Origin of the sequence: Sphingomonas sp. G-3-2-10 (genome assembly GCF_012927115.1) — a bacterium.
Lineage (GTDB): Bacteria > Pseudomonadota > Alphaproteobacteria > Sphingomonadales > Sphingomonadaceae > Sphingomonas.
This window is the reverse complement of record NZ_JABBFY010000001.1, coordinates 2,511,396-2,527,115: the sequence shown is the minus strand read 5'-3', so window position 1 is coordinate 2,527,115 and position 15,720 is coordinate 2,511,396. Positions and strand designations below refer to the sequence as shown.

The window sequence follows — 15,720 nt, the reverse complement described above, 5'->3', positions numbered from 1 at the left end:
CACGATGTATCTAGTTCAGCCGTTCGATCACCATCGCCACGCCCACCCCTTGTGCGCCCGTCGCCACGACGAGGCCGTAGGTGCCGTCTGCCTCGTCCAGCGCATCCAGCAACGTGGACAGCAGGATCGCGCCGGTTGCGCCCATTGGATGGCCCTTGGCGATGTGGCCGCCGCCGACATTGACGCGATCGGGATCGACCGGGCGGTCGCGCAGGAACTTGGCGATCACCACCGCGAAGGCTTCCATATATTCGATCCGGTCCATGTCGGCGAGCGACAGGCCGGCACGGGACAGAGCGAGGTCCATTGCGGTGGAGCCCGCGAGCAGGGACGCGCGCGCGTCGCCGCCGGCTTCGGCGAATCCGAGGATGCGCGCGCGGGGGCGGTCGCCGGTGCCGATCAGCGCGAGGCCGGCGCCGTCGGCCATTGGCGGGGCGTGGGCGACGCTGTGGCGGTGGTCGATCTCGGCACCGTCGAGCGCTTCGCGATACTGGTCGGCAAAGGCGGCGAAGGCGGGGGGCATGGCGGCGAGCTTTGCCGGATCGGTGGCGCGGGGGGCTTCGTCGCGGACGAGTTTGCCAGCGGGGATGCGCGAGGTGAGCAGGGCCGGGCGGTCCTCGGCGGCGAGCGCGCGAGTTTGTGAGGTCAGCGCGGCGGCATCCAGCTCTTCGCGCGTAATGCCTTGGGTCACCGCCAAAAGATCCGCCGCGAGCGCTACGGGTATGTAGCGCAGTCGCGGCGGCAGGGTGGTGGCCGTGTAGTAATCGGCCGCATCGGCCATGAAGGGGACGCGCGACATCATCTCGACGCCGCCGGCGAGCGCGCGGTCGGTGACGCCGGCTTCGATCATCGCGGCGGCCTGGCCGATCGCGGAGAGGCCCGAGGCGCAGAAATTGTTGAGGCTGTGCGCGGCGGTTTCGGGGGGCAGGCCAGCGGCGAGCTTGGCGACCATCGCGATATGACCGCCCTGTGCGCCGACCTGTCCGACGCTGCCCAGCGTGAGCAGGCCCGCGTTGCGCGGATCGCGGCCGCGTGCGTCGAGCGCATCGACGAGATGCGCGACCAGCCCCTCGGGCGTTTCGGCGGCGAGACCGCCGTCCTTCTTCGCCTTGCCGCGCGGGGTGCGGACCGCGTCGAGGATCAGCGCCTTCATGCCTGCCACACGCCTTGGGGCTGATACGCGAACAGGCCGGGCGGGGCTGCGACCACATCGGGGATGGCGCGGATCGCCACCGCCATCGTCGCGTCGGTCAGCGCGCGGGTGGGCGGCGCGGCGGGGTCGCCTTCGTGAATGTCGAGCGTCATGCGCACGTTCGGGCGGCCGGTGATGTCGACGATCCAGTGGCCGGTGGTGCCGTCGCCGTGCAGCGTGGGATCGGCGGTCCACAGGATGGCGAGCGTCATCGCCACGCCGTTCGCCAGATGCGCGGTCCAGCGCCAATGGGTCGCGGCGACATGGCCGGGGCGGATCGTGCCGGCGGGGATTATGATCTCGGCGGGGGCGAGGACCAGATCGTGATGCGGATCGATGCGTTCGACATGGCTGCCCATCGCATCGGCGGAGAAATGGAGGACTTCGCTGAACAGGGTGGAATAGAGCGCCGCCAGCGGCCCGGTGCGGATATCCGACACGGCGGGGTCCGAGCCGAGGCCCATCAGGCCGAACACGAATTCGGGCGAAGCCATCGCCGAGGCGTCGACCGTTTCGCGGATCTCGATCCTCTCGATCGTGGAGCACATCGCAGTGGCAGCGAGAGTGAGGCGCTCGACCACGACGCCCGGCTGCACGCCGACGCCCGCGAGCGTGACGCCGCCCCGGAGCGCGGCGGCGTGGAGGCGATCGGCATAGGCCGCGCCATGCGCCTGTGGCCAGTGGAAGCCGGCGGTGGAGACGACATTCTTGCCCGATTCGAGCAGGCGGATCACGTCCTCGGCCATCGCTTCGTAAGGCAAGGTGATGCGCGGGGTGTGGAGGACGACATCGGCGTCGATCGCCAGCGTGTCCGCGATGTCATTGGTCGCGAGGATGCCGGTTTCGGGGCGGCGCGCGATGGTACCCGCGTCCTGCCCGGCCTTGGCGGCGCTATAGACATGGACGCCGGCCAGCTCGAGGTGGGGCGCGTCGATGATGCGCCGCAGCGCGGTTCGGCCCATCGAGCCGGTGGCCCATTGGATGACGCGGATCATCGACTTCCTCCCCTTTGCGAATCCCGCATAGGGCGATTGCGCGAGCGTGTCAGTCTATTTATGCAAGTCACCAAGATTTGAGGAGAGACACAGTGTTCCTGACGCCCGCGGAGCGCATCGCCGACTATGAACAGCGCGGCTGGTGGGAAGGGATCACGGTGGACGCGCTGTTCCGCCGCGCCGTGGCCGCGGGAGGCGAAGCGCTTGCGCTGGTCGATCCGCTGAACCGCGAGGCGCTGGACGGCGTGGCGCCCGAGCGGCTGAGCTGGGCGGGGCTGGAGGCGCGGGTCGGGCGGATGGCGGCGGGGTTGCTCGCGGCGGGGCTGGGCAAGGACGATGTGGTCGCGGTGCAGCTGCCCAACACCGTCGATGCGGTGATCCTGTTCCTGGCGGCGGCGCGGATCGGGCTGATCGTGAGCCCGGTGGTGATGCAGTACCGCGAGCATGAGCTGGGACATATCGTCGAGCGGACGGAGCCGAAGGCGTTCGTGACGGTGCCGGCGTTCGCGGGGCATGATCATGTCGCGATGGCGCACCGGCTGGGCGTGCCGGTGCTGGCGATGGGCGAGGCCGAGGGCGCGCGCGACCTGAAGGCGCTGGCGGGTGAGGCCGATCCGGCGGTGGCGGCGGCTTATGCTGCGCAGCATCCCGTCGCGGCGGGCGAAGTGCTGACGATCTGCTGGACCTCGGGCACCGAGGCGCGGCCCAAGGGCGTGCCGCGCGATCACAATCACTGGGTGCTGAACGGCAAGCTGGTCGCCGAAGCCGGGGACATGCGCGCGGGCGAAACGCTGCTCAACCCGTTCCCGCTGGTGAATATCGGGTCGATCGGCGGGCTGGTGATGCCGTGGCTGACGATTCAGGGGACGCTGGTGCTGCACCACCCGTTCGATCTTGGCGTGTTCCTGAGCCAGATCGCGGCGGAGCAGGTGAACTATACCATCGCGCCGCCCGCAGTGCTGACCGCGTTGCTCAAGCAGCCGGCGATGCTGGCGGACGCGGACCTGTCGTCGCTGCGCGCGGTGGGGTCCGGTTCGGCGCCGCTCTCGCCCTGGCTGATTTCGGGCTGGCGCGAGGGGCATGGGGTCGAAGTGTGCAACATGTTCGGATCGAACGAGGGGGCGTCGCTATTCTCGAACCATGTCGATGTGCCGGACCCCGAGGAACGCGCGCGGTTTTTCCCCCGGCTGGGCGGCGAGGGTGTCGAGTGGCCATGCCTGATGCATCGGGTGATGCGGTCGCGGCTGGTCGATCCGGCGACGGAGGCGGACATCGTCGAGCCGGGCGTGCCGGGCGAGCTGCGCGTGGACGGGGCCTTCCTGTTCAGCGGTTACTGGCGCGCGGAGGATCCGGCGGCGGCGTTCGACGATCGGGGCTGGTTCCGCACCGGCGACTTGTTCGAGATCGCGGGCGAGGGCGGGCGCTTCTATCGCTTCGTCGGGCGCAGCAAGGAGATCATCATGCGCGGCGGGGTGAACATCTCGCCGGCGGAGCTGGACGATCTGCTGACCGGCATGCCCGCGGTGCGCGAAGCGGCGGTGGTCGGTATCCCCGATCCGGTGCTGGGCGAGCGGGTGGCCGTCGCAGTCGTGGCGCAGGGCGATGTGCCGACGCTGGATGATGTGAGCGCGTGGCTGGTCGCGCGCGACGTGGCGGTGTTCAAGCGGCCCGAGCGGCTGGTGGTGCTTGACGCGCTGCCGCGCAATGCGATGAACAAGGTGGTGCGCAGCGAGTTGCGTGAGGCGGTGCTGGCCGCGATGCAGGAGAAGTGACGTGATGAGCAGGCGCGAAGCGATCGGGGCAGGCGCAGCGACGCTGGCAGTTGGCAGTGCGGGTGTTGCGAAGGCGCAGGACCCGATGTCGCTGCCCGAGCCGGGGCTTGTCTTCGCCTTTCAGGTCGAAGTGACGCTGGGGCCGCCGCAGGAACTGGGCAATGTCGACGGCGTGCGCAAGCGGATCATCCCGATCACCGGCGGCACCTTTTCGGGTGAGAAGGTGAAGGGCGTGGTGATGTCCGGCGGGGCCGACTGGCAGGACATCCGCCCCGAGGACGGGTTGACCCGCGTGTTCGCGCATTACTGGCTCAAGGCCGATGACGGATCGGTGATCTCGGTGAAGAACAACGGCATCCGCCGCGCGCCGCCCGAGGTGATGAAGAAGATGATGGCGGGCGAGATCGTGCCGCCGGCGGACTATTATTTCCGGACGACGCCGGTGTTCGATACCGGCGCGGCGGCGCATCGCTGGCTGAACGAGAATGTGTTCGTGTGCGTGGGCGCGCGGTTGCCGGACAAGGTGGTGATCCGGACGTACTTGGTTCTCTAGTTTTAAGCCCCTCCTCTTCAGAGGAGGGGTTTGGGGTGGCGGATATATTCGGCGCGCTAGTCTCTGCGAGGCAATGACTGCCCCACCCCAACCCCTCCCCTGAAGGGGAGGGGCTTTTTTGGGGTCAGCCCATCAACAGCTCCCGCGCCACCCAGTGTGAGTGCGTCCCGCTGCTGATCTTGTGCGGCAGGGCGATGCGGCAGACCGGGCCTTCCTCGAAGCGCTTGCAGTCGATCAGCACGCATTCCGAGGTGCCGCGATTTTCGTCGATGATGAAGCTGACGAGGTAGCCGTCATCCTCGTCCTTCGCGTCCACCCTGGGCGCGAACGGCGCTTCGCTGGCGTAGCGGCCTTCCTCGAGCATCAGCGACCAGCTTTCGCCGGTTTCGAGGTCGTGCTTCACGAAGCCGTTGAACAGGAACCAGCCGGGCCGCGTCGTCGTGCTGTACGCATAGCGATAGGGGCGGCCGGCATAGGCCTGATTGAACATGCCGAATTCGAGGATGCGGTCGTCGAGATGGGCTTCGCTCGTCTCGCCGGTGGCGAGGTTAAAGCGCCAGCGGTGGAGCTTGGGGCGGAAGCTGTGCTCGTCCAGATAGCCCATCAGATGCGCATGCTCGCCCATCTCGGCGAGCGGCTGGGGCATCGGCTCTTCCTGGAAATAGCCGTCCATCACCACTTCGTCGCCATCTTCATAGGCGTTGAGGAAATGGAGGATGTAGGTCGGCTTCGCTTCGAACCAGCGGATGTCGGCTTCGCCGCCGTGGCGCGGGATCAGGCCGAAGCGCGAGGGGAGGTCGTGCATGCGCACGGCGTGGATATCGCGTTCGAGCAGCTTCGCATCCCAGAACACTGGCAGATCGTTGAGGATCGACCAGTTCTCGGAAAAGCACATGTCGTGCGGCAGGCGCGGCCCGGGCAGCGGGACGGGCGTGTAGGTGACCAGCTTTCCGTCGCGGTCGACCACGCCGTAATGCATGTAGGGCGCGTGCTTCGAATAGTTGAAGAACATCAGCTCGCCGGTGCGGTCGTCCACCTTGGGATGCGCCGAGATTCCGTCGAGCGGGACCCAGGGCGCGACGCCGGTCTGTTCGAGCGTCTCGGGATCGAGGACATAGCCTTCGCCGCACTGGTAGAAGGTCGAGATCGCCTTGCCGGCATGGACGATGATGTCGGTGCTGGACGAATCCTTCAGCCGCCCATGCGCGCCGAAGCCGGGGCGGGTGGAGACGCCGGGGCCGTCCATCAGGCCGCCCCAGAGCGACTGGCCCGCGCGCTGTTCGGCATCGAAGCAGCGGGTGCGGACGAAGCGGTTGCGGTAGCTTGCCTGACCGCCGCGAAAGTCGATCTGGTGGATCATCCCGTCGCCGTCGAACGGGTGATGGCGGCCGAGCGGCTGGTGCACCTGATTCTCGGTATTGCGCAGATAGATGCCGTCGATGTCGGCGGGGATCGCGCCTTCGATCACGTCGAGTTCGACGGCGTCCACTTCCTCCAGCTGCGGCGTCCAGGCGCCCGAGAGATAGGGGTGGTTGCTCGGCTGGAGCGACGAGCGGATCGGGGGGAGCTTGTCGACCTTCATCGAATGTACCTTCGCGGAAAACTCTTCATTGCCGGGCTAGCAACGAAGGTTTGTTTGTGCAAGTTAGTACGCGAGAGGAACGCGAAATGCATATCGGAACCCTGTTGGCGATGGCCGCCCTGATCGTGACACCCACGCAGACCGGCATCGCCGCGCAGCCCGCAGCAATCGCAGCCATTCCAGCACAGGAGAGAGAAGTGGCCAAGGACCCCCGCATCGCAGTCGTCGAGGACATGATCCACGCGTGGAACGTGCGCGACTGGAAGAAGGTGGGCGACCTGTTCGCCGAGGATGGCGTGCTGCATTCGATGATGATCGAGCCGGTAACCGGCCGCGCACAGATCGCGGCGCGGATCGAGGCGCTGGGCGCGGGGATCGATTCGATCACGCTGCACATCCACAATATCGGCATCGTCGGCGATGTGGTGGTGATCGAGCGGACCGACGAGTTCGTCTATAACGGCCATCACGGCAAGGTGCCGGTGGTGGGCATCCTCCATGTCGAGAACGGCAAGGTGAAGCTGTGGCGCGAATATTATGATCGCGCGCAATTGCTTGCCCAAATGGGCGTCGCGCCGGGGGACCATTGAGTCACGGATTTCCCCGGCAATTGCTGCGCGCTATGAAGGGCCGATGAGTGGTCCCTCCTGACGTGCAGAACCTGATCCGCACCTGCTCGATCTGGCGCGCGCTGGAGGTCGTGGGCGATACGCCGACGCTGCTGATCCTCGAGGCCAGCATGCTCGGCGATCGCCGGTTCGACCAGTTCCGGCGGCGCACCGGCTTGCTCAAGGCATTGCTGAGCGACCGGCTGAAGCGGCTGGTGGCGGCCAAGGTGATGGAGAAGCGCCAGTATAGCGTCAGCCCGCCGCGCGACGAATATGTGCTGATCGAGAAGGGCCGCGCGCTCTACTGGACGTCGTTGATGCTGTTGCGCTGGGAAGTGATGTGGGGCGACGGACTCGATGGCGGCGAAGGGGCGGGCAAGATGCGCGTCGAGCTGACGCACAAGGTCTGCGGCAAGCGATTTATGCCGGTGCCCGCGTGCGGCGAATGTCATGGCGATGTCGACGCCACTTTGGTCGAATGGTGCGAGGGACCGGGCGTGGGCTGGATGGCGCCGCTCTACAGCCGCCGCCGCCAGCAGCGCGACAGCAGTGAAGGGACGGCGCTGTTCGAATCCGCCGCGCAATTGATGGGAGATCGCTGGGCGAGCCTGATCATGCGGTCGATCTTCACCGGGATCACCAAGTTCGACGATATCCGCCGCGACACCGCGATCGCGACCAATATCCTTGCCGAGCGCCTCAACTGGCTCACCGCCTTCGGGGTGATCCGGCAGGAGCAATATGAGGAGAACCCGCCGCGCTTCGAATACAAGCTGCGGCGAAAGGGGATCGATTATTACCCCGCGCTGCTGATGCTGATGCAGTGGGGCGACAAATATTATGCTTCGCCCGAGGGGCCACCCCTGCTGCTGACGCACCGGCCGTGCGGGCATGAACTGGATGCGATCGTGGTCTGCTCCGAATGCCGCGCCCCGGTGGAGGCACGCGACGTGACCTTCGCGGTGGAAGGCGCCGAGGCCGTCGAAGCCTAGCGATACGGCCGGATCGCAACGGTCCTCAGGCCTTGGGCTCGATATACAGGCGATAGCCGACGCCCGGCTCGTTGACGATCAGCGCGGGACGCGCGGGATCCCGTTCCAGCTTCTGCCGCAGGTTGCGCACCACGATGCGGACATAGTCGACATCGGTCTCATGCGCCGGCCCCCACACGGTGCGGAGCAGATGCGCGTGGCTGATCACGCGATCGGGACGCTGCGCCAGTTCGGCGAGGACATCATATTCGCGAGGCGAGAGGTGCACGTCCTCGCCCGCGCGGCGGATGCGCCGGTGCGCAAGATCGATCTCGATGTCGCCGACCACCAGCCGTTCGCGTTCGCCTTGCCCGGAGAGGCGATGGCGCAGCGCGGTCCGGACCCGTGCAAGCAGCTCCTCGGTGTCGAACGGCTTGGTGAGATAATCGTCGGCGCCGAGATCGAGCGCGGCGACCTTCTCCGCGGTATCCTCGCGTGCCGAGACGACGAGGACGGCTGCCTTGGGCCGGATCAGCTGGATCAGCTCAAGGCCGTCGCGGTCGGGCAGGCCCAGATCGAGCAGCACTGCATCGGGCTTTTCGATGTCGAGCAGCGACAGGCCCTCGCGCGCGGTCGCCGCTTCCACCACCCCGTGCCCCGCGCGCTGGAGCGCGGCGCGGAGCAGGCGGCGGATATGGGTATCGTCCTCGACGATCAGGATCTTGGTCGGGCGTGGCACCTGCGTCTGTTACAGCCGGTCGAGCGCCCGGTTCAAGGCGAGCAGATTGACGCGCCGCTCGCCGAGAAAACCGAACAGCGGGGTTTCGGTCTGTTCGGCGACGAGCGCGCGCAGCCTTTCGACCGGGATGTCGCGCGCGGCAGCGACACGAGCGGTTTGCGACAAGGCCGCCTCGGGACTGATATGGGGATCGAGCCCCGAGGCGGAGGCGGTCACCAGATCGGCGGGAACCGATTGTCCTGGCATCCTGGCGGGATCGGCCTTCACGCGATCGGCAAGCGCCTGCGAGGTGGGGCCGAGATTGGAACCGGCGGAAGCCGACGCGTCATAGCCCTCCGCTCCGGCAGCCGAGGGGCGGCCGTGGAAATAGCCCGCGCCCGAGAAGCGCTGGCCGATCAGCGCCGAGCCGATCACCCGGTCGCCCTCGCGGATCAGGCTGCCATTGGCCTGGGCGGGGAAAGCGAGCTGGCCGATGCCGGTGAGCGCGGCGGGATAGGCCAGGCCGAGCAGCGCGGCGAACAACAGGGTCATCACGATGGCGGGGCGGATGGCGGTCTTGAGATCGGTGAGCATGGAATGCGTCCTCAGGCGAGGTGGAGGCCGGCGACGGCCAGATCGATGAGCTTGATGCCGACGAAGGGTGCGATCAGGCCGCCCAGGCCGTACACGGCGAGGTTGCGGGCGAGCATCGGCCCGGCGCCCATCGGCTTGTAGGTGACCCCCTTCAGCGCCAGCGGCACGAGCAGCGGGATGATCAGCGCGTTGAAGATGATCGCGCTGAGGATCGCGCTCTCCGGGCTGGAAAGGCCCATGACGTTGAGCACCGCGAGGCCGGGATAGAGCGCCACGAACATTGCCGGGATGATCGCGAAATATTTGGCCACGTCGTTGGCGACCGAGAAGGTGGTCAGCGCGCCGCGTGTCATCAGCAACTGCTTGCCCAGCCCGACAATCTCGATGAGCTTGGTCGGGTCGCTGTCCAGATCGACCATGTTGCCCGCTTCGCGCGCGGCCTGGGTGCCGGTGTTCATCGCGACGCCGACATCGGACTGGGCCAGCGCCGGTGCGTCGTTGGTGCCGTCGCCGCACATCGCGACGAGCCGGCCCCCCTGCTGTTCCTTGCGGATGAGCGCGAGCTTGTCCTCGGGCGTGGCTTCGGCGAGGAAATCGTCCACTCCGGCCTCGGCGGCGATCGCGGCGGCGGTGAGCGGATTGTCGCCGGTGATCATCACCGTGCGGATGCCCATCCGGCGCAGCTCGGCGAAGCGTTCGCGGACCCCGGCCTTCACCACGTCGCGCAGCGCGATCGCTCCGAGCAGCCGCCCGTCCCGCGCCACCGCGAGCGGCGTGGCGCCCGATCGCGCGATCTCGTCGGTGATGCGGCGCAGCTCGGCGGCGGCGGGCGTGTCGCCCAGGCCGGGATTGGCGCGCAGCACCGAATCGACCGCGCCCTTCTGGATCAGATCGCCGCCGAAGCGGACGCCGGAAACGCGGGTCTGGGCAGTGAAGGGAATGACTTCCGCGCCGGCGGGCAGGGCCGCCATGCCGCCGGCATGGGTCTCGCGTGCCAGTACGACGATCGAGCGTCCCTCGGGCGTCTCGTCGGCCAGACTGGCGAGCAGGGCAGCTTCGGCGAGCGCTTCGACGGTGAAGCCGGTGAGCGGGCGAAACTCGCTCGCGGCGCGGTCGCCGATGGTGATCGTGCCGGTCTTGTCGAGCAGCAGCACGTCGATATCCCCCGCGGCTTCCACGGCGCGGCCCGATTTGGCGAGGACGTTGAAGCGCACGAGCCGGTCCATGCCGGCGATGCCGATCGCCGACAGCAGCGCCGCGATGGTGGTAGGAATCAGCGTGATCAGCAGCGCCGCCAAGATCGCCACCGGGATGCTGCCGCCGGCATAGCTGGCGAAGCCCGGAATGGTGCCGACCGCGATGAGGAAGATGATCGTGAGACCGACCAGCAGGATCGTCAGTGCGATCTCGTTGGGAGTCTTTTGCCGCTCGGCGCCTTCGACCAGCGCAATCATGCGGTCGAGAAAGCCCTGGCCGGGTTCCTGCGTGACGCGGACCTTGATGCGATCGGAGATGACGCGCGTGCCCGCCGTCACCGCAGACCGATCGCCGCCCGCCTCGCGGATCACCGGCGCGCTTTCGCCGGTGATGGCGGCTTCGTTGACCGAGGCGACGCCCTCGATCACTTCCCCGTCGGCGGGGATCAGGTCGCCGGTTTCGACCAGCACGATCTCGCCCCTGGCGAGCCGCGCCGCGCCGACCGTCTCATAGGCTTCGCCGACTCCGATCAGCCGCTTGGCCTGAAGTTCGGACTTGGTGGCGCGCAGCGACGCGGCCTGCGCGCGCCCGCGGCCTTCAGCGAGCGCTTCGGCGAAGGTGCCGAACAGCACCGTCAGCCAGAGCCAGACGATCAACTGGATCTGGAAGACGAAGGACAGACCCTCGCCCCCCAGCGCCAGCAGCAGGGTGAGCAGCAGCGCCACCGTGGCGGTGACGAACAGAACGGGGTTCCGGATCAGCTGGCGCGGCGCCAGCTTGCGGAAGGCATCGCCGATCGCCGGGAGCACCAGCGCGGGCGTGAACATCGAAGTTGCGATAGTCATGGGCGTAGCCTTCAGAAAAGCGTGCCGGAGAGCATGGCGAGGTGATCGGCGACGGGGCCGAGCGCGAGGCCGGGGAGGAAGGTGAGGCCGCCGACGATCAGGATGATCCCGACCAGCAGGCCGACCCACAGCGGACCGGTAGTGGGGAAGGAGCCCGCCGAGACCGGCGTGTAGCGCTTGCCCGCCAGGCTGCCCGCGATCGCGAGGACCGGGACGATCACGAAGAAGCGCCCCAGCCACATCGCGACCCCCAGCAGGCCGTTGTAGAAGGGGGTGCCCGCGGTGAGCCCGGCAAAGGCCGAGCCGTTGTTCCCCGCCGCCGAGCTATAGGCGTAGAGGATCTCGCTGAACCCGTGCGGCCCCTTGTTGAGCGGCCCGGCAAGACCCTGCGGCAGCACGGCGCTGATCGCGGTGAAGCCGAGGATGACCAGCGGCAGGATCGCGATGGCGAGGACCGCCAGCTTGACCTCGCGCGCTTCGATCTTTTTGCCGACATATTCGGGGGTGCGCCCGACCATCAGCCCGGCGACGAACACCGCGAGCAGCGCGAAGAGCAGGAAGCCGTAGATTCCCGCGCCGACGCCGCCGACCACGACTTCGCCGAGCTGCATGTTGAACAGCGGGATCATGCCGCCGATCGGAGTGAAGCTGTCGTGCATCGCGTTGACCGCGCCACACGACGCCGCTGTGGTGACTACCGAGAAGAGCGCGCTGGCGGCGATGCCGAAGCGGACTTCCTTGCCCTCCATATTGCCGCCGGTGACGCCGAGCGCGTGGAGCGCCGGATTGCCCCCGGCTTCCTGCCAATAGACGATCCCAACGCCCGCGACGAACAGCAGCATCATCGCCGACAGAAGGGCCCAGCCCTGGCGGGTGTTGCCCACCGCCTTGCCGAAGCACCAGGTGAGCCCGACGCCGATCGCGAAGATCGACAGCATCTGGACGAGGTTGGTCATCGCCGAGGGGTTTTCGAACGGATGCGCCGAATTGGCGTTGAAGAATCCGCCGCCATTGGTGCCGAGCATCTTGATCGCTTCCTGCGAAGCGACCGGGCCGAGCACGATCGTCTGGCGCGCGCCTTCCAGGGTGGTGGCGTCGACCGAACTCACGAAGGTCTGCGGCACGCCGCTGGCGATGAGGTACACTGCATAGACCATGCAGATCGGCAGCAGCAGATAGAGCGTCACGCGCGTCATATCCGCCCAGAAATTGCCTACCGTCCCGGCCTCGCGGCGAGCGAAGCCGCGGAACAGGGCGAAGGCGATGGCGATGCCGGTCGCCGCGCTCAGGAAATTATGGATGGCGAGGCCCAGCATCTGGCTGAGGTTCGACAGCGCGACTTCGCCCGAATACCATTGCCAGTTGGTGTTGGTGGTGAAGCTGATCGCGGTATTGAACGCGCCCGCAGCGTCGATCCCGGCCAGCCCGCGCGGGTTCATCGGCAACACGCCCTGCAGCCGCAGCACCACATAGGTGAAGAGCAGCAAGGCCAGCTGGAACAGCAGCATGTGCAGCGCGTAGCGGCGCCAGCCCTGTTCGGCGTCCGGATCGATCCCGGCGAGCCGGTAGAAGCCGCGTTCGACGGGCGCGAGCACCCTGTGCAGCGGCGTGCGGCGCCCTTCGTACAAGGCGAACAGCCACATGCCTATCGGCTTGGCCATCGCGAAGGTCAGCGCGACGAAGAGCGCGATCAGCGCCCATCCCTCGATTGTCATCAGGGTGTTCCTAGAAGCGCTCGGGCCGCAGCAGCACGGCGACGAGATAGAGGAGGAGAGCGGCCGCGGTCAGGCCGGCGAGCATGAGATGCGACGTCATCGCCTCACGCGCCTTCGCACAGCCGCGCATAGGCCAGCGTCGCGAGGAGGAGGCCGCCGAGCACAGCCAGCCACAAGATATCCTGCATGAGGGGAGACTCCGGTTGGTTCGGAGGCTCAGATAGGCGCGCCACCCATTAAGGTTCGCGGGGGAATGGCGGCGCCGGGCATTAAGATTTCATAGTGATCGTGGCCTTCGCGGCGGGCCCGGCGTATCCAGATCGCGATGCCGCCCAGCGACTCCCGCCCTTCGCCCGACGCCCTGCTGCGCGCGGCCGCGCGCGAGAGCCGGGGCAAGCTGAAGATCTTCCTCGGCGCCGCGCCCGGCGTCGGCAAGACCTTCGAAATGCTGCGCGAGGGCGCGGAACGGCTGCGCGCCGGCGAGGACGTGGTGGTCGCGATCGTCGAGACGCATGGCCGCGCCGACACCGCCGCGCTGGTCGAACCGTTCGAAGTGATCGCGCGGCGGACGATCGACTATCAGGGGCACGCGCTGGAGGAGATGGATATCGACGCCGTGCTGGCGCGCCGTCCGGCGCTGGCGCTGGTCGACGAATATGCCCACACCAATGTGGAAGGCAGCCGCCATCCCAAGCGCTGGCAGGACGTGGCCGAACTGCTCGATGCGGGGATCGGCGTCTATACGACGCTCAACATCCAGCATGTCGAAAGCCTCAACGACGTGGTGGCCAGTTTCACCCGGGTCCGCGTGCGCGAGACGGTGCCCGACAGCGTGTTCGACGGCGCCGAGATCGAAGTGGTGGACCTGCCGCCCGACGAACTGATCGAGCGGCTGAAGGACGGGAAAGTCTATATCCCGGCGGAAGCGAGCCGCGCGCTCGGTCATTTCTTCTCCAAGCCCAATCTTTCCGCGCTTCGCGAAATGGCACTGCGCCGCGCCGCATTGAGCGTCGATCAGGCGCTGCTCGAGCATCTCGACGCTTCGGCGCTGCCGGGCACCTTCGCCGGAGGCGAGCGCGTGCTGGTCGCGGTGAGCGAGCTTCCCGGTTCCGACGCGATCGTCCGCGCCGCCAAGCGGCTGGCCGATGCGCTGCGCGCGCCGTGGCAGGCCGTCTATATCGAGACGCCGCGCGCGCAGGCCTTTGGCGAAGCGCAGAAAAGGCAGATCGCCGACACGCTGCGGCTTGCCGCGAGCCTGGGCGCGACGATCGCCACCGTTCCGGCCGAGAATGTGACCGAAGGGCTGACGCGCCACCTGCAGGGGATGCGCGCGACCCAGCTGGTGATCGGCAAGTCGGTGCGCAGCTGGTGGTTCGAGCTGCGGCACGGCTCGGTGGTGAACGCGATGCTCCGCGCCGGGGACGGTGTCGCGGTGCACGTCATTCCGGCGGCGGATAGCGTGGTCGCTCCCGCCGCGCGTCCGGTGGGGCAATGGGCGGGGCCCTCCGCTTATCTGGCGATTGCCGCGCTGGTCGCTGCGACCACCCTGATCGCGAAACTCGTCGAGCCGCTGATCGGGCTGGGCGGGATCGACCTGGTCTATCTGCTTCCGGTGATCCTCGCTTCGGGCCGGTTCGGATTGCGGCCCGGGCTGGTTGCCGGGCTGGGGTCGGCGCTGGCCTATAATTTCTTCTTCCTGCCCCCGCTCTACACGTTCAGCGTCGCCGATCCGCAGGCGGTGCTGACGGTGCTGGTGCTGATCGCGATCGCTGCCTTCACCGCCAACCTTGCCGGCCGGCTGAAGGCGCGGGCGACGCTCGGCGCGCGCAGCGCCGCGGAGAACGCCGCCGTCGCCGCTTTCGGTCAGACGCTCGCGCGCGTTTCCGACTGGGAGGAAACCAGCCGCGAGGTGTGCAACGAGATCGCGCGGGTCCTCGATGTGGGCGTGGTGCTGCTCAACGAGCGCGAAGGTGCGTTGACGGTGGTCGCGTCATGCCCGCCTGGCGCGGTGCTGGGACCGGTCGATCAGGCGGCGGCCGAATGGAGCGGCAAGCGCGGCGAGCCGGCGGGTGCGGGCACGGCGACGCTCAACGCCGCCGACTGGCAATTCCATCCGCTCAAGACCGCGCTCGGCATCCTCGCGGTGGTCGGCTTCTCGCGCGACGACGGCCGCGATCCGGTGCCCGCCGAGCGCGCGGTGCTGCTCTCCACCCTGCTGGGTCAGGCCGCCCTCGCGCACGAGCGCCTGACGCTGGAGGCGCAGCTGCGCGAAGTCACGGTGCTCAAGGAACGCGACGCGCTGCGCGCGGCATTGCTCTCGTCGATCGGCCACGATTTGCGCACGCCGCTGACTTCGGTTTCGGGCGCGATCGAGGAACTGGCGGCGGAGTATCCGCGCGCGGTGGCGATCCCGGTCGCGCGCAGCGAAGTCGCCAGGCTCCGCCGTTTCCTCGACAATCTGATCGACATGGTGCGGATCGACACGGGGGGCCTCAGGCTGTCGCCCGAGCCGATCGACCTGACCGACGCCGTTGCCGCTGCGGTGCACGACCTGAAGGACGTGCTGCGCGACCACGAGATCGACTTGCAGGTTCCGCCCGACCTGCCTTTCGTCACCGCCGATGCCACGCTGCTGCATCACATCCTGATCAACCTGCTGGCCAATGCCGCGCAGCATGGCGGGCGGGGGACGCCGATCACGATCAGCGGGACGAATGCGGCGGGAACCGTTCGCCTTTCGGTGCGCGACCGGGGCGCGGGACTGCCCGCCGGACTGGAAGCGCAGATATTCGACACGTTCGCTCAGGGGCGCGGCGATGACCGGCACGGCGGCAGCGGACTGGGCCTCGCGATCGTCAAGGCGTTCGCGACAGGGATGGGGCTATCGGTGAAGGCGAGCAATCACCCCTCTGGCGGGGCGTTGTTCGAGCTCGATTTCCCGCCGTTCAAGGCCTCGGCGGCATAAGGCGGCCGATCCG

The 15,720-nt window shown here is 67.8% G+C and carries 13 protein-coding genes; 5 read left to right on the top strand and 8 right to left on the bottom strand.

The genetic code is table 11. The features are described 5' to 3' along the window. Positions 1-10: 10 nt before the first annotated feature. Both HHL13_RS12790 and HHL13_RS12785 read right to left on the bottom strand, forming a co-directional pair. The gene (locus HHL13_RS12790; protein WP_169556028.1) at positions 11-1,153 is read right to left on the bottom strand and encodes an acyl-CoA thiolase; all 1,143 of its coding nucleotides are present in this window, start codon (positions 1,151-1,153) and stop codon (positions 11-13) included. Further along, positions 1,150-2,187 (bottom strand): dihydrodipicolinate reductase, encoded by a 1,038-nt coding sequence (locus HHL13_RS12785; protein WP_169556027.1) that lies wholly within the window; start codon positions 2,185-2,187, stop codon positions 1,150-1,152. Before HHL13_RS12785 ends, HHL13_RS12790 begins: the two co-directional genes overlap by 4 nt. A 92-nt stretch (positions 2,188-2,279) precedes the next feature. Here HHL13_RS12785 and HHL13_RS12780 point away from each other — a divergent pair, with 92 nt between their 5' ends. Next, positions 2,280-3,959, top strand: coding sequence for a class I adenylate-forming enzyme family protein (locus tag HHL13_RS12780; protein ID WP_169556026.1), 1,680 nt, complete (start codon positions 2,280-2,282; stop codon positions 3,957-3,959). A gap of 4 nt (positions 3,960-3,963) precedes the next feature. After that, complete coding sequence (locus HHL13_RS12775) at positions 3,964-4,512, top strand: DUF3237 domain-containing protein (protein WP_169556025.1); 549 nt, start codon at positions 3,964-3,966, stop codon at positions 4,510-4,512. A gap of 124 nt (positions 4,513-4,636) precedes the next feature. Here HHL13_RS12775 and HHL13_RS12770 read toward each other — a convergent pair whose 3' ends face one another. Continuing rightward, positions 4,637-6,094, bottom strand: coding sequence for a carotenoid oxygenase family protein (locus HHL13_RS12770; protein ID WP_169556024.1), 1,458 nt, complete (start codon positions 6,092-6,094; stop codon positions 4,637-4,639). Between the two features lie 86 nt (positions 6,095-6,180). On the opposite strand from HHL13_RS12770, the gene HHL13_RS12765 reads away from it, so the two are divergent. Together HHL13_RS12765 and HHL13_RS12760 are read left to right on the top strand one after the other, a co-directional pair. Further along, positions 6,181-6,684, top strand: a complete 504-nt coding sequence (locus tag HHL13_RS12765; RefSeq protein ID WP_206376915.1) for a nuclear transport factor 2 family protein — start codon at positions 6,181-6,183, stop codon at positions 6,682-6,684. A 47-nt stretch (positions 6,685-6,731) separates the two neighbouring features. Further along, entirely contained in the window at positions 6,732-7,694 is a 963-nt protein-coding gene (locus tag HHL13_RS12760; protein ID WP_346775550.1) for a winged helix-turn-helix transcriptional regulator, read from the top strand. Between the two features lie 25 nt (positions 7,695-7,719). On the opposite strand, the gene HHL13_RS12755 is transcribed toward HHL13_RS12760, so the two are convergent. The 5 genes from HHL13_RS12755 to kdpF are packed head-to-tail and all read right to left on the bottom strand — an operon-like array spanning position 7,720 to position 12,842. Next, positions 7,720-8,412, bottom strand: coding sequence for a response regulator transcription factor (locus HHL13_RS12755; RefSeq protein ID WP_169556023.1), 693 nt, complete (start codon positions 8,410-8,412; stop codon positions 7,720-7,722). A 9-nt stretch (positions 8,413-8,421) separates the two neighbouring features. Then, on the bottom strand, positions 8,422-8,985 hold the full coding sequence (gene kdpC, locus HHL13_RS12750) for a potassium-transporting ATPase subunit KdpC (RefSeq protein WP_169556022.1): 564 nt from the start codon (positions 8,983-8,985) through the stop codon (positions 8,422-8,424). A gap of 11 nt (positions 8,986-8,996) precedes the next feature. Beyond that, on the bottom strand, positions 8,997-11,027 hold the full coding sequence (kdpB, locus tag HHL13_RS12745) for a potassium-transporting ATPase subunit KdpB (RefSeq protein WP_169556021.1): 2,031 nt from the start codon (positions 11,025-11,027) through the stop codon (positions 8,997-8,999). Positions 11,028-11,038: 11 nt separating this feature from the next. Further along, on the bottom strand, positions 11,039-12,742 hold the full coding sequence (gene kdpA, locus HHL13_RS12740; protein WP_169556020.1) for a potassium-transporting ATPase subunit KdpA: 1,704 nt from the start codon (positions 12,740-12,742) through the stop codon (positions 11,039-11,041). 10 nt (positions 12,743-12,752) lie between these two features. Continuing rightward, positions 12,753-12,842, bottom strand: coding sequence for a K(+)-transporting ATPase subunit F (gene kdpF / locus HHL13_RS12735; RefSeq protein ID WP_169556019.1), 90 nt, complete (start codon positions 12,840-12,842; stop codon positions 12,753-12,755). Positions 12,843-13,067: 225 nt separating this feature from the next. Here kdpF and HHL13_RS12730 point away from each other — a divergent pair, with 225 nt between their 5' ends. Then, positions 13,068-15,707 (top strand): sensor histidine kinase KdpD, encoded by a 2,640-nt coding sequence (locus HHL13_RS12730; protein WP_169556018.1) that lies wholly within the window; start codon positions 13,068-13,070, stop codon positions 15,705-15,707. Positions 15,708-15,720: the final 13 nt, after the last annotated feature.

Coding starts and splice junctions, on each gene's coding strand:
- HHL13_RS12790 (WP_169556028.1), bottom strand. CDS start 1,153: ATGAAGGCGCTGATCCTCGACGCGGTCCGCACCCCGCGCGGCAAGGCG.
- HHL13_RS12785 (WP_169556027.1), bottom strand. CDS start 2,187: ATGATCCGCGTCATCCAATGGGCCACCGGCTCGATGGGCCGAACCGCG.
- HHL13_RS12775 (WP_169556025.1), top strand. CDS start 3,964: ATGAGCAGGCGCGAAGCGATCGGGGCAGGCGCAGCGACGCTGGCAGTT.
- HHL13_RS12770 (WP_169556024.1), bottom strand. CDS start 6,094: ATGAAGGTCGACAAGCTCCCCCCGATCCGCTCGTCGCTCCAGCCGAGC.
- HHL13_RS12765 (WP_206376915.1), top strand. CDS start 6,181: ATGCATATCGGAACCCTGTTGGCGATGGCCGCCCTGATCGTGACACCC.
- kdpC (WP_169556022.1), bottom strand. CDS start 8,985: ATGCTCACCGATCTCAAGACCGCCATCCGCCCCGCCATCGTGATGACC.
- kdpB (WP_169556021.1), bottom strand. CDS start 11,027: ATGACTATCGCAACTTCGATGTTCACGCCCGCGCTGGTGCTCCCGGCG.
- kdpA (WP_169556020.1), bottom strand. CDS start 12,742: ATGACAATCGAGGGATGGGCGCTGATCGCGCTCTTCGTCGCGCTGACC.
- kdpF (WP_169556019.1), bottom strand. CDS start 12,842: ATGACGTCGCATCTCATGCTCGCCGGCCTGACCGCGGCCGCTCTCCTC.
- HHL13_RS12730 (WP_169556018.1), top strand. CDS start 13,068: ATGCCGCCCAGCGACTCCCGCCCTTCGCCCGACGCCCTGCTGCGCGCG.